This window comes from Leptospira ainlahdjerensis (assembly GCF_016919175.1).
GTDB lineage: Bacteria > Spirochaetota > Leptospiria > Leptospirales > Leptospiraceae > Leptospira > Leptospira ainlahdjerensis.
In genome coordinates this window covers 123,321-145,878 of the sequence record NZ_JAFFPU010000042.1, presented here as the reverse complement: position 1 = coordinate 145,878, position 22,558 = coordinate 123,321, and the positions used below count along the sequence as shown (strand labels likewise).

At 45.2% G+C, this 22,558-nt stretch carries 23 protein-coding genes; 4 read left to right on the top strand and 19 right to left on the bottom strand.

Going from position 1 to position 22,558, the window contains the following annotated elements; genetic code table 11:
* Positions 1 to 258 precede the first annotated feature (258 nt).
* The 4 genes from fliI (at position 259) to JWG45_RS12405 (ending at position 3,401) form a co-directional block, all read left to right on the top strand.
* Positions 259 to 1,623, top strand: a complete 1,365-nt coding sequence (fliI, locus tag JWG45_RS12420; protein ID WP_205280008.1) for a flagellar protein export ATPase FliI — start codon at positions 259 to 261, stop codon at positions 1,621 to 1,623.
* A gap of 4 nt (positions 1,624 to 1,627) precedes the next feature.
* Complete coding sequence (gene fliJ, locus JWG45_RS12415) at positions 1,628 to 2,200, top strand: flagellar export protein FliJ (protein ID WP_205280007.1); 573 nt, start codon at positions 1,628 to 1,630, stop codon at positions 2,198 to 2,200.
* Positions 2,201 to 2,358: 158 nt separating this feature from the next.
* Complete coding sequence (locus JWG45_RS12410) at positions 2,359 to 3,006, top strand: periplasmic-type flagellar collar protein FlbB (RefSeq protein WP_205280006.1); 648 nt, start codon at positions 2,359 to 2,361, stop codon at positions 3,004 to 3,006.
* A gap of 11 nt (positions 3,007 to 3,017) precedes the next feature.
* On the top strand, positions 3,018 to 3,401 hold the full coding sequence (locus tag JWG45_RS12405) for a TOBE domain-containing protein (protein ID WP_205280005.1): 384 nt from the start codon (positions 3,018 to 3,020) through the stop codon (positions 3,399 to 3,401).
* 108 nt (positions 3,402 to 3,509) lie between these two features.
* On the opposite strand, the gene JWG45_RS12400 is transcribed toward JWG45_RS12405, so the two are convergent.
* The 19 genes from JWG45_RS12400 to asd form a co-directional block, all read right to left on the bottom strand.
* Positions 3,510 to 3,872 carry a hypothetical protein gene (locus JWG45_RS12400; protein WP_205280004.1) on the bottom strand — a complete coding sequence of 121 codons (363 nt, stop codon included), beginning with the start codon at positions 3,870 to 3,872 and terminating at the stop codon, positions 3,510 to 3,512.
* Positions 3,873 to 4,478: 606 nt separating this feature from the next.
* The gene (locus tag JWG45_RS12395; RefSeq protein ID WP_205280015.1) at positions 4,479 to 5,042 is read right to left on the bottom strand and encodes a guanylate kinase; all 564 of its coding nucleotides are present in this window, start codon (positions 5,040 to 5,042) and stop codon (positions 4,479 to 4,481) included.
* The gene (locus JWG45_RS12390; protein ID WP_205280003.1) at positions 5,039 to 5,320 is read right to left on the bottom strand and encodes a DUF370 domain-containing protein; all 282 of its coding nucleotides are present in this window, start codon (positions 5,318 to 5,320) and stop codon (positions 5,039 to 5,041) included. Before JWG45_RS12390 ends, JWG45_RS12395 begins: the two co-directional genes overlap by 4 nt.
* Positions 5,320 to 6,393 carry a hypothetical protein gene (locus JWG45_RS12385; RefSeq protein ID WP_205280002.1) on the bottom strand — a complete coding sequence of 358 codons (1,074 nt, stop codon included), beginning with the start codon at positions 6,391 to 6,393 and terminating at the stop codon, positions 5,320 to 5,322. Before JWG45_RS12385 ends, JWG45_RS12390 begins: the two co-directional genes overlap by 1 nt.
* 48 nt (positions 6,394 to 6,441) lie before the next feature.
* A complete protein-coding gene (locus JWG45_RS12380; protein WP_205280001.1) occupies positions 6,442 to 6,801 on the bottom strand; it encodes a hypothetical protein in 360 nt (119 codons plus the stop codon).
* Positions 6,802 to 6,809: 8 nt separating this feature from the next.
* Positions 6,810 to 8,798: a FapA family protein gene (locus JWG45_RS12375; RefSeq protein ID WP_205280000.1), complete on the bottom strand. Its 1,989-nt coding sequence runs from the start codon at positions 8,796 to 8,798 to the stop codon at positions 6,810 to 6,812.
* Positions 8,799 to 8,827: 29 nt separating this feature from the next.
* Positions 8,828 to 9,628 carry an RNA polymerase sigma factor WhiG gene (gene whiG / locus JWG45_RS12370; RefSeq protein WP_069607661.1) on the bottom strand — a complete coding sequence of 267 codons (801 nt, stop codon included), beginning with the start codon at positions 9,626 to 9,628 and terminating at the stop codon, positions 8,828 to 8,830.
* A gap of 157 nt (positions 9,629 to 9,785) precedes the next feature.
* A complete protein-coding gene (locus tag JWG45_RS12365; protein WP_205279999.1) occupies positions 9,786 to 10,271 on the bottom strand; it encodes a hypothetical protein in 486 nt (161 codons plus the stop codon).
* A 3-nt stretch (positions 10,272 to 10,274) separates the two neighbouring features.
* Entirely contained in the window at positions 10,275 to 11,183 is a 909-nt protein-coding gene (locus JWG45_RS12360) for a MinD/ParA family protein (protein ID WP_205279998.1), read from the bottom strand.
* Positions 11,184 to 11,211: 28 nt separating this feature from the next.
* Complete coding sequence (flhF, locus tag JWG45_RS12355) at positions 11,212 to 12,513, bottom strand: flagellar biosynthesis protein FlhF (protein ID WP_205279997.1); 1,302 nt, start codon at positions 12,511 to 12,513, stop codon at positions 11,212 to 11,214.
* Between the two features lie 51 nt (positions 12,514 to 12,564).
* Complete coding sequence (gene flhA, locus JWG45_RS12350) at positions 12,565 to 14,688, bottom strand: flagellar biosynthesis protein FlhA (protein WP_069607665.1); 2,124 nt, start codon at positions 14,686 to 14,688, stop codon at positions 12,565 to 12,567.
* A gap of 9 nt (positions 14,689 to 14,697) precedes the next feature.
* Complete coding sequence (locus JWG45_RS12345; RefSeq protein WP_232380659.1) at positions 14,698 to 15,888, bottom strand: EscU/YscU/HrcU family type III secretion system export apparatus switch protein; 1,191 nt, start codon at positions 15,886 to 15,888, stop codon at positions 14,698 to 14,700.
* A 178-nt stretch (positions 15,889 to 16,066) separates the two neighbouring features.
* Positions 16,067 to 16,849: a flagellar biosynthetic protein FliR gene (fliR, locus tag JWG45_RS12340; RefSeq protein WP_118968877.1), complete on the bottom strand. Its 783-nt coding sequence runs from the start codon at positions 16,847 to 16,849 to the stop codon at positions 16,067 to 16,069.
* Between the two features lie 6 nt (positions 16,850 to 16,855).
* Positions 16,856 to 17,119 (bottom strand): flagellar biosynthesis protein FliQ, encoded by a 264-nt coding sequence (gene fliQ, locus JWG45_RS12335; protein WP_069607668.1) that lies wholly within the window; start codon positions 17,117 to 17,119, stop codon positions 16,856 to 16,858.
* Positions 17,116 to 17,910 (bottom strand): flagellar type III secretion system pore protein FliP, encoded by a 795-nt coding sequence (fliP, locus tag JWG45_RS12330; RefSeq protein WP_205279996.1) that lies wholly within the window; start codon positions 17,908 to 17,910, stop codon positions 17,116 to 17,118. Before fliP ends, fliQ begins: the two co-directional genes overlap by 4 nt.
* Positions 17,911 to 17,949: 39 nt before the next feature.
* Positions 17,950 to 18,708, bottom strand: coding sequence for a flagellar biosynthetic protein FliO (gene fliO, locus JWG45_RS12325; protein WP_332476529.1), 759 nt, complete (start codon positions 18,706 to 18,708; stop codon positions 17,950 to 17,952).
* 35 nt (positions 18,709 to 18,743) lie between these two features.
* Entirely contained in the window at positions 18,744 to 19,808 is a 1,065-nt protein-coding gene (gene fliN, locus JWG45_RS12320) for a flagellar motor switch protein FliN (RefSeq protein ID WP_069607671.1), read from the bottom strand.
* 135 nt (positions 19,809 to 19,943) lie between these two features.
* On the bottom strand, positions 19,944 to 20,273 hold the full coding sequence (locus JWG45_RS12315) for a DUF971 domain-containing protein (RefSeq protein WP_205279995.1): 330 nt from the start codon (positions 20,271 to 20,273) through the stop codon (positions 19,944 to 19,946).
* A gap of 53 nt (positions 20,274 to 20,326) precedes the next feature.
* Positions 20,327 to 22,558 carry an archaetidylserine decarboxylase gene (gene asd, locus JWG45_RS12310; RefSeq protein WP_205279994.1) on the bottom strand — a complete coding sequence of 744 codons (2,232 nt, stop codon included), beginning with the start codon at positions 22,556 to 22,558 and terminating at the stop codon, positions 20,327 to 20,329.

Genomic DNA, 22,558 nt, shown 5'->3' with positions numbered 1-22,558 from the left:
GATTTACTAAATTCTTCCTTTATGCTACGGAAAATTCTCCCGATCTTTTCCCACCAGCCCACCTCCTCCACCCAACGAGGGTGGGGCATTTTTCTTTCACAGAAGATCGTCGTAACTACGACAAGTGTGGATTTGAGGATGACCCCGAGTTTCTTCGAATTCGCACTGCTTCCTTTAGAGACATAATTCTTTTATTTTCGCATAGATACTTGACTTTCCGACAAATCCTGGATACCAAGAGATAATTCCGAGCTTTCTATGATCGAAAAGAAATTTCATGAGAAAATAGACGTAATGTCTAAATACTTCCTGATTATGGATCGCACCGAGACGATCCGAAAATCAGGAAAGGTCATCCGTGTCTCTGGAAACGTCATCTATTCGGAAGGCCCTCCAGATTCTAAGATCGGCGAACTCATGGACGTTCAAAAGAGTGGAAAGGAAGGATATCTCCAATGTGAGATTGTCGGCTTTGAGGGACACGTCTATACTCTTATGCCGCTCGGCCCCGTGGAAGGAGTCTATCCCGAAGCCTTTGTCTTTTCTTCCGGTCGTAAACTTTCGATTCCGGTCGGGAAAGAACTCCTAGGTCGTGTTCTCAACGGTGTAGGACGGCCCATCGATAAAAAAGGTCATATTATCACAAAGGAAGAACGCCCCCCGGACGCCGAAGTGCCGAACCCTCTGGACCGACCGATCATCCGGGACATTCTCACGACAGGAGTTCGAGCCATCGATGGAATTCTTACGATTGGAAGAGGACAGAGGGTCGGAATTTTCTCCGGCTCCGGAGTCGGTAAATCCAGCCTCTTAGGAATGATCGCCCGTTATACGGATGCAGACGTAAACGTCATCGCACTCGTAGGAGAGCGCGGACGAGAAGTAAATGAATTCATAGAATTGGATCTTGGGAAAGAAGGACTTCAGAAATCAGTCGTCCTCGCGGCGACCTCGGATTCTCCCAAGATGGAACAGGTCAACTGCGCCCTCCTCGCAACGGCAATCGCGGAATACTTTCGCGACCAAGGAAAACACGTAAACCTGATGATGGATTCCTTGACAAGATTCGCGCAAGCAAATCGGGAAATTTCCGCTTCGAACCACGAACCTCCGATCACAAGAGGTTTTAGTTCTTCCGTATTTTCCAAACTTGCAAAACTCGTAGAACGTTCCGGAACTTCTAAATCCGGAGGAACCATCACCGGTTTTTATACTGTCTTAACCGAAGCTGATGAAATGGAAGATCCGGTTGCCGACGCGGTTCGAGGTTATATCGACGGGCATATCATTCTCAGTAGAAAACTCGCCGAAAGAAATCATTATCCGGCAGTGGATATTCCCGCTTCTCTCTCTCGAGTTATGGCAAGAATCGCCCCGGAAGATCAAAACTTGAGAGCGGGAATGATCCGAGAACTGATCAGCGTCTACAACTCTGCGGAAGAATTGATTCGTCTGAACGCGTACGTCTCCGGTTCCGATCCAAGAGTGGATATGGCGATCCGAAAAAAGGACAAAATCGATCGATATCTAAAACAAAAGATTCAGGAAAGAAGCGCTTTTTTACAAGCGGTCAAAGGTCTCAAAGAAATCTTAGAAGAAGAACAAGAAGACGAGGAATTCTAATCCTTTGAAACGTTTTGCATTCAACTTAGAACCCGTCCTCAACCTTAGAAAAAAAAAGGAAGATGAAAAACTAAAGGCGTTTTCCCTCGTCGCCGGCGAAATCAATCAGATTCGAAACGAGATTCTTCAGAACGAAAAACAGATCGATCTCCTTACAGGAGAATCCTATTCTCTTCACGGCGCTTCTTTAAGAGACTATCAATTACACCAAGGTTATATCCGCTCCCTCATCACTCAAAATGAAAACTTAGAATCGGATATCGATAAAAAAAAGCCCGAACTCGATTCCAAAAGAACCGAATTGATCCTTGCTCAGAAAGATCGAAAGATCCTGGAAATCCTAAAAGACAATCAATACAAAGAATACAGAAAGCTCTATTTTAAAAAAGAGAAGTTCGAATTAGAAGAACACTACAATCAACTAAAATCCATCCAATGGAGAGAAATCCGTGAATCCACTCAATCTGAACCGCCTCCGAGAATCTTTACATTCGATACGGGAACAAACTCTGAAAGCGCAAACGACGACGCAGGGCTTTCAGAGCTTAAAAAACTCTACGAACGATTCAAAAAATGATTCTTTCTTTCAGAAAATTCTAAACGCGGCGACGGGAAATTCTTCTTCTCCTCCGGATTCTATACTTAGCCTCCAGAAGAAAATTACCGATTTTCAAGTGAAGGCCGAAGAGTTGGAAAATAAGATCAGCAGGAATCGGATCGACCTAAAGGTTTAATATGGCATCGTTAAGCGACAAAGCAAGAGCAATCTATCTGGTTCTCCTTATCTTCTTCCTCTTGGGAATCGGTTTTTTTGTCTTTGATTACTTTCAAATCATCAACGCATCGGAAATTTTTCCTTTTCTCAGAAAGGAACCCGGCCTCGTAAATCAAGATAACGAGTCCCCTTCCGAACTTCAAAAGCTGGAGTTTACAAAAGCTCAAGAACGTTTCGCGGAAGAATTGGACGAGTTGGAAAAGAGAAAGGCAGAACTTCTCAACGAAAAAGCCAAACTCGATGCAGAGATGGAAAAACTCGAAGAGATGAGAAAAGGTCTTATCTCAAAAGAGAAGGACATGAAATCCGCCGAAGCGGAAAAGAACAGTAGACAAAAATTGGTCAAAGTCCTGGCCGATAAGGTCGGAAACATGCCTCCCGATTCTGCGGTTGGAATGCTTTTAAATTGGCCGGACGGTGACATCATCGACGTTTTCATTCAGATGGACAAAGACGCGGAAGACGACGGAAGACCTACGATCACAACTTATCTTTTGACCCTTTTTCCAGCGGATAGAAGAGCAATGATCACGAACAAATGGCTGAGTAGATCCGGCGGAATCAAAACCCCCGGAATTCCGGAAGACGCAGTCGAAACAAATCCATAACGGAGATTACGATGAAAAAATATTATAAAATTCTAATTCTTTTTTGTTTCTTTTTGACGGTCTTACCGATTCTCGGAAAAAAGAAGAACACACCTCCTCCGAAAGTCAGCGGATACGAGTTAGTCTCCAACCCGTCTGCCGCTTTTGGAAAGACGATTCAGATCGCAGGAACCGTTTCCGAAATTTTATACAAAGGAAATTCGATTCGTTTTGTGGTTTATTTTTCCGGAAAACCTGTAGCATTGGATTCGGATTCTCCTTCTTTGATTTCCAACGTCCAAGTGGGGAGTTCAGTTTCAGTTTGCGGTTTTTATCTCAAAGACCGCGAGCTCAAAGCCAACGGTGTGGCGACCTCAATGCCTTTTATTTTAGTCGATTCGCCTGATTGCAGATAACGCAGAAATTCGGTTCAAAAAAACAAAATGGCTTTTCCGCAAGATGGAAAGAAATATAAGAATTCGACCTTCTCGATCCATAAGATCGAATCGAAGTAGGATTTGTAATCAGGGGTTGAAGTCGTGTAAGATTTCCTCTTCTTCCTCTAAAAGACCGCCTTGATGTTTGTCGATTTCGTGAAGCCTACTCTCTAAAATTGAAAATTTCGATTCTTTACCTTTGGTGAAGATAAAAACTTCGTATTTTACCTCGACGAATCGATGTTCTTTCGAAGAACAGGTGGTAAAATGCCGGTAAGGGATTCCGATTTGATAAGACTTTTTGGCTTTCCTAAATTCCTTCGTAAGATTTTCCAGATAAGGATATGGATCCGGGATAGGATTTTTTTCCGCTAACTTTTTCGATTCCAGAAATAGGTTCGGAATTTCTTTGAGAAGTCTTAAAAACTCTTTAGAGTCCTTCTTGGTCATTTTTCTTTCACCCAATGAAATGGAAGATAGGAAAAGTAAGAAACTCGCTATCATCAAAAATGAATTTCTTGGAAGCATAAGATTTTTTGAAAAGAAGCCTAAAAAATAATTTCTCTCCGTTCGAAAAAAAGAAGGCATCCTTCCCTAAAAAACACCTAGTCGGAGCTACGGCTTCATCGAAAAAGCGCGCGGGCCCCACCCCAATCTTGTATAATCTTATCCACAAGTTAAGAGTAGATACAACGAGAATCGTCCCGAGAGAAAGGCATTTTGTGGGAATTCCTACAAAGGAATTTTTTCTTGCGAAAAGATTGATTTTATGATAGAGGAAACTCTCCGGAATTTTTCCACCACCCGCCCCTCCTCCCGAAATTTGGGCGGGGCGCGCGACTTTTACGGAAGAGTTGTAGGAGTTCCCACAAGTTATCTTCAGACCCAGACAACTTGTGGCTAAGGATAGGCTGATCTTGCGTAGATGGGAGAGGTGGCGGGAAAAATTCACAGAATCACCTATCTCAGAAAATTAAAATTCTTCAAGAAAAAATCCTGTAGCAAGTCTCTTCGGAACTCCTTCAAGAGCCCCGAAAAGAAATGGACCGAAAACTCCTATTTCGAATTCGAAAAGACGATTTTCTCCAATTCCTTCAAAGCCTTTTCCAAATCGTCATTCACAATTTTGAAATCGAATTCGTTTTGGCGTGCGAGCTCCGCTCTCCCATTCTTGATTCTTTTCAAGATATTTTCTTCCGAATCGGTCCCGCGTCCTCTCAGACGTTTCTCCCATTCTTCTTCGTTAGGCGGAAGAATAAAGATCGTTACGATTTTTTCCGGAAGTTTTTCTTTGATGATCTTAGCCCCTTGGACGTCAATATCCATAATCACAGACGCGCCCTTTTGAAACGCTTCTTCGATAAACTTGATAGGGGTTCCGTAATACTGATCGTGCACGATCGCCCATTCTAAGAAGGCGGATTCCGAAATTCCTTTTTCAAATTCTTCTTTGGATAAAAAATGATACGTTACTCCTTCTTGATCTCCTGGGCGAGGCAAACGAGTGGTACAGGAAATGGAGAACAAAATCTCGGGATGTTTCTGTCTCAGTTTTTGAATCAGAGTCGACTTCCCTCCTCCTGCGACGGAAGAGAGAACAAAAAGTTTAGGGGAATTCAGTCTATTTCTTCCTCTTCGGAGGCGATGGAATTATCGCGGGACTCGATTCTTCTCGTTAGAGATTCCACTCTCAGATTAGAAAGAATCAGATGATTGCTGTCTGTCACGATGATCGAACGGGTTTTTTTACCTTGAGTCGCATCGATCAAACTGTTGTTCGTTTTTGCCTCGTTTCGAATTCTTTTTGCTGACGCGGAATCCGAATGAATGATGCTTACGATCTTAGAAACCAGAACGATATTCCCGAATCCTACGTTCAATACGCTAAACTGGGACATCAGAACCTCCTATTTCTGTCTAACCTGAATCTTTCTATGATATCCACTTCTCCCAGCGCCAAATCCAGTGCGTCGGAAATTTCTTCATGGGAATATTTTCTTTTTAAAAGGAAAACAACTTTCTCGATTTTTGTGGCGTCGTCTCCAATTTCCATCAAGGCGGCTTCCGCCGAAATTTTAGCGGAATCCGGTTTCGGAGATTTGTATCCAGTTACGTTCTCCTGAAGAATTCTTCCAAAATCGGATTCTTTCGATTTGAGGTTATCCGTGAAAGAAGCTGTTCCGCCTAACGTGCTCGAACGTTCCTCGACGGGGGCAAAAGGATCATCGTCCAGGGAAATGTCGAGGGTGGTATTTCTAGTTCCGGGAAAATAGTCGCCTGCACTGGATTCTTCTTCCGCGATCGCCTTGATTTCTTGGATTCCGAAAAATCTCCTCACCCCCTTCCCGATCGTTTCCAATACTAAATTGGAAGTAGTGCCGGGAGTCGTCTTCTCGTTCATTTTCGAAACCGGGATTTCTTTTTTGGAAACTTGCGCTCTGGCTTGTGGTTTTTGAGAATAAGGATTTACCTGTGCCACTTGTGTCACGGTCGTTTTTTGAGTTTTTGGAATTTCGAACTCTATCTCTTCTTTGATCAAATCCAAATTCTCTTTGTAGATATTTCCAATCCCTTGCTGCACGGAACCCGATATACGAGCGTTCAATTTTTTTTCCGTAATCCCCTTTTCCGAATCGGGAACTTGTAAATTCTCCGATGGGGAAAAATCGGACTTTAAGCCGGAGGTTTCGCTTTGGAGCGGACTGAAAATGCCAGGAGTTGTGGCCTGTTCGATTCTTTTGACTAGTTCTTCGGCTTTCAAAGTCATTTCTTTAAACGTTAAAATTCTGGATCCGATCAGGTCCACTTGTCTCATCGACTCCGTTTCCAACTCGTCCACAAAGTCCCGAATTTCATCGTTGATCTTTTTCAACATATGAGTCCGGATTCTTTCCGTGACCTTGGAAGTGATCGTATAATAAAGCGCCACCGAAATGACGGCATTGATCGCTAAAACTGCAAAAAGCTCCATATCTTTTCCCCCGGAACCGTCTCCAACAACATTCCCACGGAAATAAGATTAAGCGAAGAATTCGATTCTACCTCGATTGGACGGTGCGTTAGTCGCCTTTGCACCTCCCTCCGAGTATGTGACTAGTTCAGAAGGACCGGGTAACGCGGGTTTGTATGTTTTGAGTTTATCCCGAATCTGGTCGATTTTCTGATTGCGAGCGGAGGCCATTTTTTCCCTGGATTCCGGAGAAAGAGAGAACACGTCGGTGTAAAGTTCGACCGCATATTTTCTGGTATCGTTATACTCTTTGACCACCCGTGCCGTTTCGGAGATCGTATGAGGCATGGTAAACGGATTTTCCACTTGTTGCCTCCGGATCATGTCCGGAGCTTGTCCATAGCCTAAAAGAGTATCGCTGAGGCGCATCCTATGGTTTAATTACCACGGTTTCGTTTTTTTCTCCAGTCTTTTTTATTATCCGGATCCGGATCTTCGTAAGGAACCTGCCGAATCATTCCGTTTTCTTCCACGAAAGTCTTATTCTTGATCTCGTTTCGAGTTTTAAAGTCGGAGTTTCGAATTTTCATCGTCACGCCGCCGTAAAGAACCTTTTCAATACTGATCTTCCCGTGAGAAGATTTTTCTTCCATATAACTTTTGAGATTGCTGATCTCGACCTCGAACTCCTTGATTCTGGAATCAAGTTTCTCCACCGCTTTTTGCATCTTCACCAACTGGTTCTGATGATCTTCCGTAAAGGAAGCAGGATCGGATTCTTTTCTTGCCTGAAGAGTTTTGAGACTCTTAAAAACCTGTTCGTGTTTGGACTGACTCTCATGCATCTTTGCTTCGTAGTCAGCGATCTGCTTGAGAACTTTTGGGTCGATTCCGACCACGAGTTCGGTCGCGGGGTTTGCGGAAGAACCGATACTTCTGGCTCCGATGAGTTCGGAAGCTCGCACCGTTCCGCCCACGATTTGCCCCCGTTTTCCGTTGCAGAGAATTTTTCCTCCAGCGCTTACGAAAGAATGAAGAATTCCTTCCTGAACAAGAACGTCCTTCTCCGTGATTACGGTCGCGCTCTGAATAAATTTAGCGATGACGTTTCCACCCGTGGATTCGATATGAGCCTCTTCTCTTCCTGAAATTCCTTGGCGAATGATGATATCTCCGTCCGCTTCCACTCTCGCCTTTTGAACGGTTCCGTAGATTTCGATATTGCCCGCAGCTTTTACGGAATAGTTATCTTCCACGTTACCCGTAATCACAATGGATCCGAGGAAGGTTACGTTACCGGTTTTAATACCGACGTCCCCGTTGACTCGGTAGACGGTTTCCACGGACAATCTTCCGGTCGCGTAGACAACCTGACCGTTGACCTCGGCGGTAAGTTTGCTCCTATCTTCCGAAAGAATGGTTCCCTTTCCTTGTTTGAGATCCGTGTCCACTCCGTCTTTCGCGGGAAGAAGTTCGTTAAAAAGAGTTCGTCCGTATTTTCCCTTTTCAGCGGGAATCTTTTCCGCGAGGAGTTGACCAACGACCACGTTTTCTATCAAATCGAGATCCTTGAAATCGACCCTTCCCGATTCGTCTTCTCGGAAGGAAACGTTTTTTGAAGTGCGGACGTGATAGATGATCTGAGCGTTTTTTCCGTTGATCGGATAATCTCCTTCTGCCGCAAGAAAGGGTTGGTTGAAATATTCTTCTTCGAGTCTTTTTTGAATCTCTTCTTCTTTGAATCCGTATTTGACACCGGCGTTCTTGAGATGATTGACGACGTCCTTCATATCCAAATCTCTTCCGCCCGGTCTTGGAGGAAGAATGGTGACCTTCGCTTTCATCTTATCAGGAGTGATATCCAAGATCATCTTGGCTTCCATTCCCTGTCTCGGTTTTTGTTCCGAGATCATCACGGCTTCTCCCTTGGCATCCTTTACGAGTTTGCGGATAAGTTTTTCGTCTTCTAAAGGAACCCCTTTCAGAGAAAGTTTTTTGGTAACCTCCTCCATTTCCACACGACGACCTTCGCCTAACGGCGGAAAAATGGTGAGATAAACTCCGTTTCTGAAAATTTGAACCAAGGACCGTCCGTCCTTGTCCTTGGGTTGTATGAATTCTTTCAGATCCTTGGAGACGAGTTTTCCGGAGCCGCCGGTCAACTTTTTGTCGAGTTCGGTCAGCTCGTCTAAGAAATTATCCTCCGGAAGAATCGAAACGCGGATATGCCAGGGCTCGTGACCGAAGAGTTTTTTCTTTCCTCGTTTGAGAACAACGTAATCGAGCTCGTGAATCTGTTTTTTGAGATGTTTTGCGGCGAGCTTGAGAGAATTTTCTAAGGTATCCCCGTAGACCTCCACCTGCTCTTTCTGGATTCGATCCAGTTCCCGGCTTTGATCTTCTAAGAATGGAATCAGGGAACCCATATAGATTTTTATCCTAGTAAATAAATTCTTTACTTACGAGTGATGACGGATTTCACTTTGCCGAGTTTGCTTCTCAGACGAGAAACCGCTCTGGTGTGAAGTTGGGAGATTCTAGATTCCGTTACTTCCAGAACTTCTCCGATCTCTTTCAGAGTGAGATCTTCGTAATAATACAATACGATGACTTTCTTTTCCTTTTCGGGAAGGGTTTTGATGGCTTCTACGATTACGTTTTTGATTTCTTCTTTTTCAATGATCGTATCCGGATTCATGTTCATCGGAGATTCGAGAGTTTCCATAAAGGAAACTTCGTCGTTCTCGTCGCCGAGAAACCAGATATCGTTTAAGGAGACAAGGGAAGTACCGCTGATCTTAGTAAGAAGAGTATTGTATTCCTCCATGGAAATACCCAACTCTTTCGCGATGGCTTCGTCGTCGACTTGCTGGCCTTCTTTGTTCTCCAGCATTCCGATAATCTGTTCGAGTTGTTTTGCTTTTTGACGAATCGATCTTGGAATCCAATCGATCGAACGAAGTTCGTCGAAGATACTTCCTCGAATCCGAGTCATCGCATAAGTTTTGAATTTGATCAGTCTTTCCGGATCGAATTTTTCGATCGCATCGAGAAGTCCGAAAACTCCGTACGAAACAAGATCGTCGAATTCGACGTTCTGTGGCATCCCGATCGCGATTCTACCCGCAACGTGTTTGACTAAGGGAGAATATTTCTCTACGAGGTAAGCTCGGATGTCCTGATCTTTGGTATCCCGATAGGATTTCCATAGTTCCGTCTCATCCTGCTGGTTATATTTATCATACTTTTTGGACATAAGCTCGGATCTGGAAAAACCTTGACCTTCATTCTAAAGTGTCGAGCTTCTCAGAAAATTGCAATAGCATTTTTTGAGGCAAAAACAGGGAAATCAAGCAGTTTTTTGTCTCATTGCAGTTCTCGGCCGTTTTGCCCGGTATTTAGGAAAGAAATTGTTACTTTTCTCCCATGTCGTCTTTTGCAAGCATCGTTCGGATCGCTTCCGCCATCAGTTTCGGTTCGTTTTTGATCGCTATATTTTCGACCATGATATGATCTCCAAAGTTGCCGTTTTTCTGACGTCTTGGTGTTGCAGAAGCAAAGACTTCGGAGGAGGAAGGACCGTCAGCAGAAGAAGAGCCAAACTCGGAATCCCCTCCTTGACTCGAATAATCTCGAAATCCCGCAGCCCCCGAACCTTCCTCTCCGGAAGAAGCCGATGAAAATTCTCCCGTAAGATTGGAAAGGAAATCTAAGAATTCAGGAACCTTCATTTCTAAGATGGCGTGAACCCCAAAACCAAAAACGGCAAACGCCGCTGTGGAAAGAATGGAGACTAAAAGGATGTGACCGACTTGATTTCCGGCGAGAAATCCGCAGATCGGGCTGACAATGAGCGCGATGACGGCAAAAACCGCGATGAATAAAACCTGAAGATTCAAGGACTATTCTTCGTCGTCCCTGAGTTCTTTTTCTCGGACATCCATAAAGTTGAAGAACTTCTTGAAAAAGCCGCTGATGCCGGCGTCTTCCAAAGGCTCCATTTCCTGATTCAAAAGAGAATACGTGATACGATTTAGACAGGCCGCCGCTTTACTTTTCGGAGAATTGATGATATACGGCTTTTGTTCGCGAATGCTCTTCTCCACTTCCTCGTCCTGAAAGATAAATCCGAGGTTTTCCACTTTCACTTCGAGAAATTGTCCGCTGATATCGATCACTCGATCCGCGACTTTTTTCCCTTCGATCGCGCTCCTCACTCGGTTCACGACCATCTTCAGATTCTTATCTCGGCTCTGAGATACGATGGCCTTGATCAGTCCGTAAGAATCCGTGATCGCGGTCGGCTCCGGAGTTGTGACGACGATGACGTCGTCCGCAGGAAGTGTAAGACCGATCACATTCGAACTGATTCCGGCTCCGGTATCGATGATCATAATATCATAATTGTCTAATTCTGAAAAACCTTTGATGAGGTTGTTTCTTTGTGTGTCGTTTAGATTGGCAAGCTGAGAATAACCGGAAGCTCCCGCAATGATATCCACACCTTCCGGAGTCTGAATGACGATGTCCTTCAGGCTCTTATGGCCCTTGACGACGTGATAGAGATTGTATTTGGGAATGATTCCAAGAATAACGTTCACGTTCGCAAGACCCAAGTCCCCGTCGAATACGAGGACTTTTTGTCCGGCTCTCGCCATAGAGATAGCAAGGTTTACGGAGATGGTACTCTTTCCCACTCCTCCCTTCCCGGACGCGATCGCAATGATCTTAGTCGTGGGCTTTCTGGATGACAGAACTTTTAGACTCGTGTTCCCCTCGGTGAGTTTCCGTAAATGAGTCGCCTGGTCCATTCTTTACCTCTTTCCAGCCTGATCGGGATCAACCACCGGCAACGGTGAAAACTTCTCCTCTCAGCTCAGCAATTTTCTCCGGAATTACAACACATTCGGCTAGGAGCCTTTTATCGGAAGGAAGAATATCAAAAGGAACTTCCTGCCCCACGCTAAAATATGTGAAACTCTTAGAGTATGTATCGGCCAGTTCGAGAAAACCACCTAAAAAATCCGCCTCGTCCAATTTGGTGAGAAGAATTCTTCGATAGTTCAAAGACTCATAGGCTTTCAATACCGCACTTGTATGATGATAGGAAGAAGTCGCGGAAAGGACAAGAAGATTTTCCACCGAGTCTTTTTCTCCAAAACAGGAAAGAAAAGAATTCATTCTTTCGAGTTGTTCCATGTTTCGATGGCTGTAGCCAGCTGTATCGATCAGGATCAGTTCGGATCCGTCTCGAGCCAGAGTTTCCTTAAACTTTTTTATGTCTTTTACCGGATAGAACGGCATTCCCATCGTGTCTGCGTAACGTTTGAGTTGTTCGATAGCCGCGATTCTATAATTGTCCGTCGTATAAAGCGAAACGGATTTTCCCATATGAAGAAAATATTTTGCCGCAAGTTTGGCAACACTGGTCGTCTTCCCGGAACCCGTCGGCCCCACTAAAAAGACAACCTTTCTCTGATTCTTGCCCGTGCCTCGGAAAAGATCGGAATCGACGCTGACCCTTTCTTTCAAAACCTCGATGGCTCTTTCGGAAACCGCATGATTACGGCCTTGATCGATCGGTGAAAGTCTCTCTTCTACTTTCGAAAGAATCTCATCCACATAACCTTGGCTCATTCCTTCGCGAACCCATCTCTCACCCAGTCTTGTTAAGGGAGAATCTTTTCTTCCGCGAACCGGGGAAGTTTCTTTGGACGTTCGGGAGTTCCGGTCCAAGAGTTCTTTCTCAAAGGAAATCCCCATTCTTTCGGGCTCGGTCGTGATCTCTTCCAAGTCCCAGTTGTCCTCCGCGGTCAACGTTGCGGTTTCTCTTTCTTCCAGAGTTCGAGAAAGAGGTTTTAAGGTCTGAAGAGTTTTTTTTCTTTCCGGAGCCGCGTAGGACTTTTGTTTGAGAAGGTCTTTTAAGTCCTGAAGTTTTCGTTCGATCTTTTCCCGGGAAGCCTGTTTTTCGGGAATTCCGATCTGAATTTCGATCACCTTCTTCGCGAGAAGTCCCGTGCCCATCACACCACCTTCCGTGACGACAGTCTGCGAAATCACGGTCGCCTCTGGACCGTATTTCATTTTCATTTCCATTAAACAGTCTTGGTAACTTTTTCCGCGAATTTTAGCAAACTCCATGTTTGACTCCTTGATTTTTCTGATTCAGAAAAATCGAATATTCTAATAATTTCATACTTCTTCCCCGACTCCGGCAGTCGCAGTCTGTGTTTGAGGAAGTTTGAGTTCCGCTTCGATCACCGAATCCACGGAAGAGTGAATTTCCTCGTAGGCAAGAACTCCGAAGTTGCGAGGTGGAAATTCCTTTGCGAGCAGATAAGAAAAAGGAAGTCTTACTTCTCTATTGACCACAAAGATCGGGAACTTTCCTTCCGTTCTAAAATTGCGGTAGAGTTCGGCGACCCCATCGATCAACCTTCTATAAAAATCGGGAGGAAGAGAAAGAACGTCTCTGTTCTCGATTCTATCCTGAGTGATCGACTTGTTCAGACGATCCAAAATTCTACTTTCTAATGTGATCACTCGCAATTTGCCGTCCATGGAAAGATAGTCTCGAACCACGGTTCTTGAAACCGACTGACGGACGAGTTCCGTGAGAATGTAAGGATTCTGATATTTGGAAAGATTGTTTGCGATCGATTCTAAGATTGGAACGAGGTTTCGAATTCCCAATCCTTCTCTGAGAAGATTCTGCAATACCTGTTGAATGATTCCCAAATTTCCCGGTTTGTCCGCGTCCAATTCATTGACGAGGGTCGGATACGTCGCTTTGTAGTGATCCAGAAGTTTTTTGACTTCTTCCCGACCGAGTAAGGTGGACGCGTGTGTCGCGAGGAGCTCCTTAAGATGCGTGACTACGACCGTAGAGGCGTCGACGACAGTGTAACCCTTTGCTTCCGCTTCGGACTTGTCTTCGGAGGAAATCCATTTTGCCTTTTGTCCAAAGGAAGGTTCCAGGAAATCTTCTCCTTGGATCGCTTCCGCATTTCCCGGACTCGTATTGAGGGCCATGAGTTTGTCCGGTTTTACGGTCGAAGCCCCTACTTCGGTTCCGTTAATCTTAATCGAATACGTATCCGGATTAAGATCAAGATTATCTAATATTCTTACCGGAGGAATGACGACCCCGTTGTCTTGAGCGAATTTTTTACGCAGGTTGCTGATCTGATCCAAAAGCGCCCCCCCCTGGGAAGCGTCAACTAACGGAATGAGATGATAACCGACTTCGATTTCGATCGGATCGGTTCGAAGCTCTTCGTAAAAATCCTTCGGCTTACGATCCTGACCGGATTCTTTTTCTTTTTTCTCGATCGACTCAAGTTGTTCTTTGACCGTTTGCTCGAGAGAATATCCTAAATAGGCGATTCCCGAAGAGAGAATGAGAAGAGGAAAGAAGGGAAGACCGGGTATAAATGCGGAGAATCCCAAACTTCCCGCAACTACATAGAGAACCTTAGAATTGCTAAAGAGCTGGTTTTTGAACTGAGTGGCAAGATCGGATTCGGAACCGGAACGAGTTACGATGATACCGGTTGCAACCGTTGTGAGAAGCGCAGGAATCTGAGAAACGAGACCGTCACCAATGGTAAACTTTCCGTAGGTTTCGATCGCTTGTGTGAAGGATTCTCCCCGGATAGAAGCTCCGATGATGACTCCACCTAACAGGTTAATGGCGGTAATGATCAGACCGGCTCGAACGTCCCCTTGGACGAACTTACTCGCTCCATCCATGGATCCGTAGAAATCAACTTCCGCTTCGATCTTCTTTCTTCTTTTTTTGGCCTCTTCTTCGTTGATATTTCCGGAAGAAAGTTCCATGTCGATCGCCATCTGCTTACCGGGCAAGGCGTCCAAAGTGAATCGGGCCGCAACTTCGGAGATCCGGGTCGCACCTTTTGTGATCACCAAAACCTGAACGAGAACCAAGATGATAAAGATGATAAAACCGACTACATATTTGGAAAGCCCCGACTCGCTTCCGATGATAAACGAACCGAAGGCGTCGATGATACTACTGTTCATCGCCGGACCTTTCGAAAGAATCTGACGAGTCGTAGAAACGTTGAGCGCAAGACGATACAAAGTAGTGATCAAAAGTAAACTCGGGAAGATCGAAAAATCAGCCGGTTCCTTTACGGAGAGTGAGGTCAAGAGGACCAAAAGTCCTATCGCCAAACTCACAATAATCAAAATATCTAATATAAATCCGGGGAGAGGAATGACCAACATGGCAACGATTGCCACGGCGCCCACTCCTAAAATTACATCGGACTGATTCCACCATTTCTTTTCCATAGTTTCCTCTTACACAGCTCTCCGGAAAGATTCAAGACGGGAGAGAATGGTTGCGATCGCGCGATAAAATTGTTGTGGAACTTCCGCGCCGAGTTCCACTTCCTCGTAAAGACCTCTTGCTTGCAGACGATCTTCAATCGTAGGAACGCCATTTTCTCTTGCGATACGAATGATCAGAAGTGCGAAGTCATCCACTCCCTTTGCGATTACGATCGGAGCTTTGTGAATTCCGGGTTTATATTCCAGAGCCACCGCAAAGTGAGTCGGGTTTGTGATGACCACGTCTGCCTCGGGAACTTTCGCGAGCATCTTACGTTTGTTCATCATATCTCTCGCAAGTTGTCTTCTTCTTGCTTGAAGAGAACGATCCCCGTCGGATTCCTTGGCCTCTCTTTTGGCTTCGGAAGGAGTCATCTTTAAGGATTCTTCATATTCGTATCTTTGATACAAATAATCCACGACGCTGATCGCGAGAAGAATGATTCCCACGACGAGGAAGATCTTAAAGGAAGTGCTCATGATAAGAGCCACCGCTTGTTCGAGTCCCATCTCTCCCGAAAGAAGGATCGGAAAAAAATCACGACTGATGATGATATAAGAAACCCAACCGATGAGTCCGACTTTCGCGAGCGATTTCCCCAAGTTAAAGAGCGTCTGACGCGTCGGGAGGACTTTCTTGAAATTGGGAGCCACTCTACTAAAATTAAAACTCAGGGCGCGAGGTGCGAACATGAATCCCACCTGAGCGACGTTTCCTATGACGGCCCCGACCAAAGTGATTCCGAGAAGAGGCCAGAGAAGAGTAAAAAGATCGGTGGATGCATTCTTTAAGAGTTCCGTTACGGATTCGGAGCTGATATCGGTGCGTTGTCCGACACCGTGAATGTATTTGCGAAGAATATAAAAAGTCCTCATGAAGAAATATTCTCCCATGAGATAGACGAGAATCACTCCCGCAAGGAGAACCACCGCCGCAGGAAGTTCCGGTGATTTGGGAACGTTTCCTTTTTCGCGTTCTTCTCTTCGCCTACGTTCGGATCCGGGCTCGGTTCGCCCCTCGTCTTCCGCCGCAAAGAGCTGGAGGTCGATCTTAAAATCGGACGCGTCAGACGAAACCGAAACGGGTTCGAAGTATCGAAAGAAGAACTCCGCTTCGATCCGAAAAAAATCGAGGATGGAAAGAAATATTTTTAGGAGCATGTGGGAACTCCTACAAGGTCGGAGAGGAAGAATTCTTCTTGAAAGAAGGGGGTTTTTGTGATAGAGAAAAATCCCCCGATTCTTCCCACCGCCTCACCCCACCACCCAAGATCAGGGCGGGGCGCGAAAGTTTCACGGGAAAGGTCGGAACTCCGACAGATTTGCAAAAGAAGTCTTCTCATTGTTGGGGCCACTCCTGAAGCATGAGATTCAACTTATCAAATGACAAATCGAACGCCGCTCCCATCTGAGAGACAAGATAAGGAATGATAAAGATCATCACGATCAAACCGATCGTCACCTTGATTGGAAAAGAAAGTTGAAGAATATTCAACTGCGGAGCGGCCTTCCCCATCAGAGCTTCCGAGACCGTCACCAAGAGAATGATCCCTAAAACAGGAAGCGATAACTTGAACGCGACAAGAAACATCGCTCCCACCGCATTTTCTATCGCCTTATAAATTCCGTTTTGAATTTCAGGAGCGAAGCTCAGCACCTGAATTTTTTCAAAAGAATATGCCAGGCTTTCGAACATGATCCGATAAGCGCCTAACGTCAAAAAGAGAATCATTCCCAAAAGATTTTTTAAAGTGCTGATCACAGGCAAACTCGTCTGAGTCACTGGGTCCAAAATCTCCGCGTAACCGAACCCCAACTGAACGTTAAAAAATTCTCCGGCCATCTGAAAGGATGCAAAGATCAAGCTGATCATAAATCCAAGAAGAACTCCGATCAAAGCCTCTCCGATGACAACGAGGCCGTAACTTCCCATATCTCCGGGAACGGGAGGCAAAAATCCCGCGGTTACCGGAAATAAAATGACCGAAACCAGAAAAGAAAAAATCATCTTCTGCGGAACGCTGATCGATGGATAAGAAAAGATCGGCGCAACCGACAAGAGTCCCATCAACCTCGAAAGGATGAGAAGGAACACTTGAAAATGATTGATAAAGTATTCCATAATATTCTAAAATTTCTCTATCATCATAAATAGGTTTCGAGTATAGTCCGTCATCGTCTGAATCATCCAAGACGAAAAGATCACGATCACGATAAAGATCGCGACGAGTTTTGGAACAAACGCGATCGTCTGCTCCTGAATGGAAGTGGTGGTTTGTAAAATCCCTATGATCAACCCCACGACTAAGGCCGTAAGAAGAATCGGAGAAGAAATCTTCAGAGTAATATAGAGTGCGTCTCGAATCAGAGACATCGCTTCCAGTTCCGTCATTTATAACTCCTCACGAGTTCGTAAACGATCAGATTCCACCCGTCCACAAGGACAAACAGAATCAACTTAAACGGAAGACTCACCATAACCGGAGGGAGCATCATCAAACCCATCGAAAGAAGAGCGGAAGCGACAACAAGATCGATTACGATAAACGGAATAAAGATGATGATCCCGATCCAAAAAGCTTTTTTGATTTCGCTTAGCATAAACGCGGGAATCAAGACGTAAGAAGGAACGTCGTCAAAGGATTCTACCTTTTCCACTTTTCCGATCTTCAAAAAAAGGGCAACGTCCTTCGCACCTGAAGTTCCGATCTGTCGCATCATAAATTCTCGAATCGGAACCATTCCCTTTTCAAAGAATGCGTTCGTATCGATCTTACCTTCGAGATAGGGGGTTAAGGCTCTTTCGTTCACGACATTCAAAGTCGGGGCCATAATAAAGAACGTCATAAAAAGAGCGAGGCCCATCATCACCTGATTCGGTGGAAGGTTCTGAATCGAAAGCGCCCTCCTCACAAAATCCAAAACGATCACGATCTTCGTGAACGAAGTCAGAGACATCACGATCGCAGGCGCGAGAGAAAGAATCGTAACGAGAAAGAGAACCATCAGAGAAAGACTCGTCTCTCTCGGGCTCTTCGCTTCGTTGACGTTGATATTCAAATTAGGAATCGGAATTCTTGTCCCGGAAGACTGCGCATCCAAAGTGAAAAAAGAACCCAAGGATAATCCCATCACGAGCAAGAGGATCCAAGTTACCTTCTTTATAATTTTTTTATGTCTCATTTTCACCTGAAGAATTTCCCTAAAACTTAAGTCCCTTGCTTACGATCTCAAATCGAAAAGCCCGCTTTCGAGCGAGCTTGTTTTTTCTTTGAGTTCATCGAGTTTTTTGCGGGTCTGCCTTCGTTTTTCTTCTCGGGCGGCCTCTGCTTTTTCCGTTCCTCCAGGTGGACCTTCCTGATTTCCGGAGATTCTCGAATTCAAGTCCTTGATCTGTTCGAGGACCGTTACCAAGAATCCGCCTTCCGGAGGATCAAAGGTTTCTTTCTTTTGAAGAATTCTATGTTTTACTTCCGGATCGGAAATTTCCGTGATCAAGTTGATCCCGTTGTCTGCGACGCCTAACACAAGAAGGCGACCGGAAACTTCTACGATCTGAAGTTGTTTGTTCGGTCCGAGCATAAGACTCGACAGTACGTTCATCTCGCCGCGAACGGGAAGACGACCTTCCCTATTTTTCGCAACGTATTTTAGAATATAATAAAGTCCTACACAAAGAAGAGCTAATATAAAGACGACTCGAAAGAGTGTTCCCGCGATTCCAGGACCTTCGTCACTGGTTTTATATCGTTCTGCGACCGGATTTGTCTCGGCGGATTCTCCGGAATTAGCTGGAGGTTTTACGACCGCTGAGGGATTTTCAGTCTTCGAGGAATCGTTCTTTTGGGATTCTTCTTTGGACGCGGAAGGTTGCCCCAATTCTTTTTTGAGAGCCTCGTCCATGAGTTCTCTTTCCGACTGAGCTTGTATGGAAGTAAAGAATAGAGTTGATGCGAGAAGAATCAGAAAAACAGAAACGATAGTTCTTCTGACATTCCGGAGAGCTTCCAGAGATTTCACTTACCCTCCGGCTTGATCCGATCGGTCGGGCTTACGATGTCAGTGACCCGCACCCCGAAGTTTTCGTCGATGACCACGACCTCGCCCTTGGCGATCAGCTTTCCGTTGACAAGAAGATCGACCGGCTCACCCGCGAGTTTGTCGAGCTCGATGATGGAACCTTCTCCCAAACCCAAGATGTCTTTGATATACATCTTGGTTCTTCCCAATTCTACCGTAACGCTCATCTGAACGTCCATGAGAAGATTTAAGTTCGGAGTGCTCGAGGCGCCGCTCGCGGTTCCTAAATTCGGAAACGCAACTGACTTCACGGACATGGAACCTGCGGACATTCCCATTCCACCCATGCCGCCCATTCCCATTCCACCCATATCCCCGCCACCACTTCCGGAACGACGATAAAGATTCAAAAGATCTGCGGCCGTAGAAAGGGAGAGTAAGAATTGAACTCGAAAAGAAGGAATACTTTCGATCGTAAGATTAAAAAAGACTCGAACGATACTTTCACCGTCCGGCAAAACCAAGGCAGCGGGAGATGTTACGTTTCTTGTTTCGGACGGAGAACCGTTGACTCCTCCTCCGGTCTTCGTACTGATCTGAGAAATCAGAGCCCCCATAACAGGAGTTAAAGAATCTCGAAGCGTCTGCATCTGTGCTTCGTCGAGATCTCCGGAATCAAAACCGCCCATCATAGAATTTGCGATCTTCACTGCGTTTTCGGCGGACATCGCAAGGACGACTCTTCCGTTTACACTTCCGGATAAGGTAGAATACAAAAGGAAGGATCCAGACTTGAGTTCGGATTCGATGTCCTTGCGCGACTTGGTTTCCGCATTTGGATTTAAGAATGCGGAAGAACGAGAAAGAACGGCGCCTAACGTGTTCCCTGCGACTTGAAAACAAGAAGAAAGTAGATCCGATAAAATGTCCCGGTCCACGGGGGACATTCCCGGAACATCTTTTTGTGCGGCTGTGGAAGCTACCGCCCCCGGGTCAAACGAATCGCTCGCTCCGGCTAGTAGTGCATCAATTTCTTCCTGTGAAAGGGAACCTTCGCCCATTTTGGGAACTCTCCCGGGAATTTTGGTTAATGGGACATAAGAAAAGGGTTTTTGTCACCTCATTTTTTTCTTCCCAACTGGATTCCACTGGGTTTTTGGGTTAAAACAACCCTTTTTCTAAAAAAAAGCTCTCTTTCAGAGAGTGAGATCTCCACCCAGTCCATCGGCGAGCATTCGAAGAGAATCAAACGAGTAAATTCCCGTTTGATGATTATCGCTCCAGACCGGATTGATCGCGTAACGTCCTACCTTATTGACTGCGTAAAGAGAAATCGTTTGGATTCCTCCGGTGGTAGTTCCTACTTTTCCACCGTGCCCGCCCTTGCAGACGACGCAGGGACAACGTTTTCTCAAGTCCAGAAGATCAAAGACGGAAGTGATCCCGTCTTTCCAGGTGATCTTCAAAGTTGTATCGTCAAAGTCGATCTGATCGGGAGTGGTCGCTTTTAAACTCAAGGGTTCCATTCTTTATCGCAAAGATCCTTGTAAGAGTTCCCACACATTCAAATCGACTTCATTCATTTTGGAAGTTTGCATTTTTTTTCGATGAACTTTCCAATCGGTGTTCCGTAGGTAATCTTCTCATTGAGAGGAAGAGAAGCAAACTGAAACGTTTCCTTTTCCATAAGAAGAATCACGGTGGATCCCATCTCGAATCTTCCGAGCTCCGCGCCCTTATCGATCATGATGGAAACGTCCTTATATTCCACGGTCCTCGCGCTTCGAATGAGAGTGTTCGTCACAATCTTATTGTCGTAGGTGACTCGGATTCTTCCCACATTGGATGCCCCCACTTTGATGACCGCGACTTTCCCGTATTCGGTTTGGAGATACGTGATCAACCTTTCATTCTTTGGAAAAAGTCCCCGGATTCCGAAAACGGCGAGTTCGTTGACCGGAAAGAGTTTTCCAGGTTCATAATAATATCCTAATATTCTTCCGTAAGCAGGAGAATGGATTCTATGATAGTCCTGAGGGGAAAGATAGAACGTGATGTATTTTCCGTTGGAGAAATCGTCCAGATATTTGGAAGCGCCTCCTCCTAAGAGTTCCTTCAGATTGTAATCCACACCCTTGGCTTGGATGATAATTCTCTGATTGATATCTCCGTATCCGGTGATCTTTGCGTCCACGGGGGAAACCATTTCGCTCTCTGCGGATTCGATGATTCTCGCTTCCGCCTTTAAGGCTCTTGTAAAGAATGCGTTGAGAGAATTGTATTCCTGAATTTCCAATTCCGCTTCGTCGAGATTGATCTTATACGCCCTTGAAAAAGCCTTTAGAATCGGAATCAGAATAAAACGGGGAAGTCTCGAAGACGCGAGAAGCCCGAATAAAAGGGAAAGTAAATTTTTAGGAACGATGGAAAGAACGAGAAGATAAAAATCCTTTAAGACCTCGTATCTCGCCCCACTTTCCGTAAGGAACCGTTTTAACTCGGCCCTTGCCAGTTTTTCCAAAAGAACCAACGAGATGAGAACCGGAACAGCCGTGATGATGGAAAGGGAATATCCAAGACCGAATGCGTCGTAAAGAATCGCTTCCCCATTCTTCACATAGAGATAGGCTGCGGAAAGGATCGTAACCAAGAAAAGAATTCGAAAGAAGTTTGCGAACTTTTCTCCGAGAATGTAGAGAGCGTTTTGTTCTCCGGTATAAAACCATCCCGTGATGGATACGACTCCGAAAAGAAGAAAGGATGTAAAGAAGGCCGCGTTGATCGGATTTGTATGTCCTTGAAAAAGAGTATTCAAGAAAAACATCTGTTCTTCCATCTTAAACGCTCCGTAAGAAGAAAGGGCGTAGATCACGAGAGTGGATATGATAAATCCTTCGAAAAAGGTCGCAAGCATACTTACGAGTCCTTGTTTTGCGGGATAATCCGTTCTCACGACGCCCGAAACCCCCGCGCTCTTTCCAATTCCGGTTTCGGTGGCGACAAAGAAAATTCCGGAAGCCATGCTGAAGGTTCTCGCAAGAACAAAACTTCCTCCCGCAATCGCAGTCACAGGTTGAAACGCTTCTTGAAGAGAAAGCCAGAGAAAATGCTGGAAGTTCATGAGAGAATTCTTAAAGAGAAAAAAATAACCCGCGAAAAAAAGGAGAATCCCGATCGGCGCGAGATACGCAGAAATCTTACCGACCCTTCTCACTCCTCCCAAAACGATAAAGACAAGAATCACGGACAATAAAAAAGGAACCGTCATTCCGGTGACTTCAAACGCTTTGCTTGCGATGTGAGTCACATACAACATCGGAACCGCGCCTCCCATCACAAGAACTGTAAAAAGTCCCGCAATGGAAAAACTCACTGCGAGCCAGCGTGCCTTGAGCGCCTTTTCGATAAAATACATCGGTCCGGAAAGATATCTTCCCGTCGCGGTTTTGGTTCGAAAACGAATCGCAAGTGTGGAGGAAACAAAACGAAGTGGCATGATGAGGAAGGTTGAAATCCAAATCCAGAGAAGAACTCCGGGCCCTCCGATCATAAGAGCGAGCGCGGATCCGATGATCGCACCCGGAAGAAGAGAGGATGCGGTTCCGGAAAAGAATGCCTGTGAATGAACAAGCCTTCCTCTGGAACCTTTGTAGTCCATATTGCCCGAAAAAATCTTCACGGCGAGGAAAAGAAACCGAACCTGTGGAAACCGAAGACGAAGGGTCAGATAGATTCCGATAAAACTCAAAAAGTAAAAGAAAGGTTTGAGTAAATCCCAATCGAAAAATTGAAAAAAATGAAGTTGAAACAT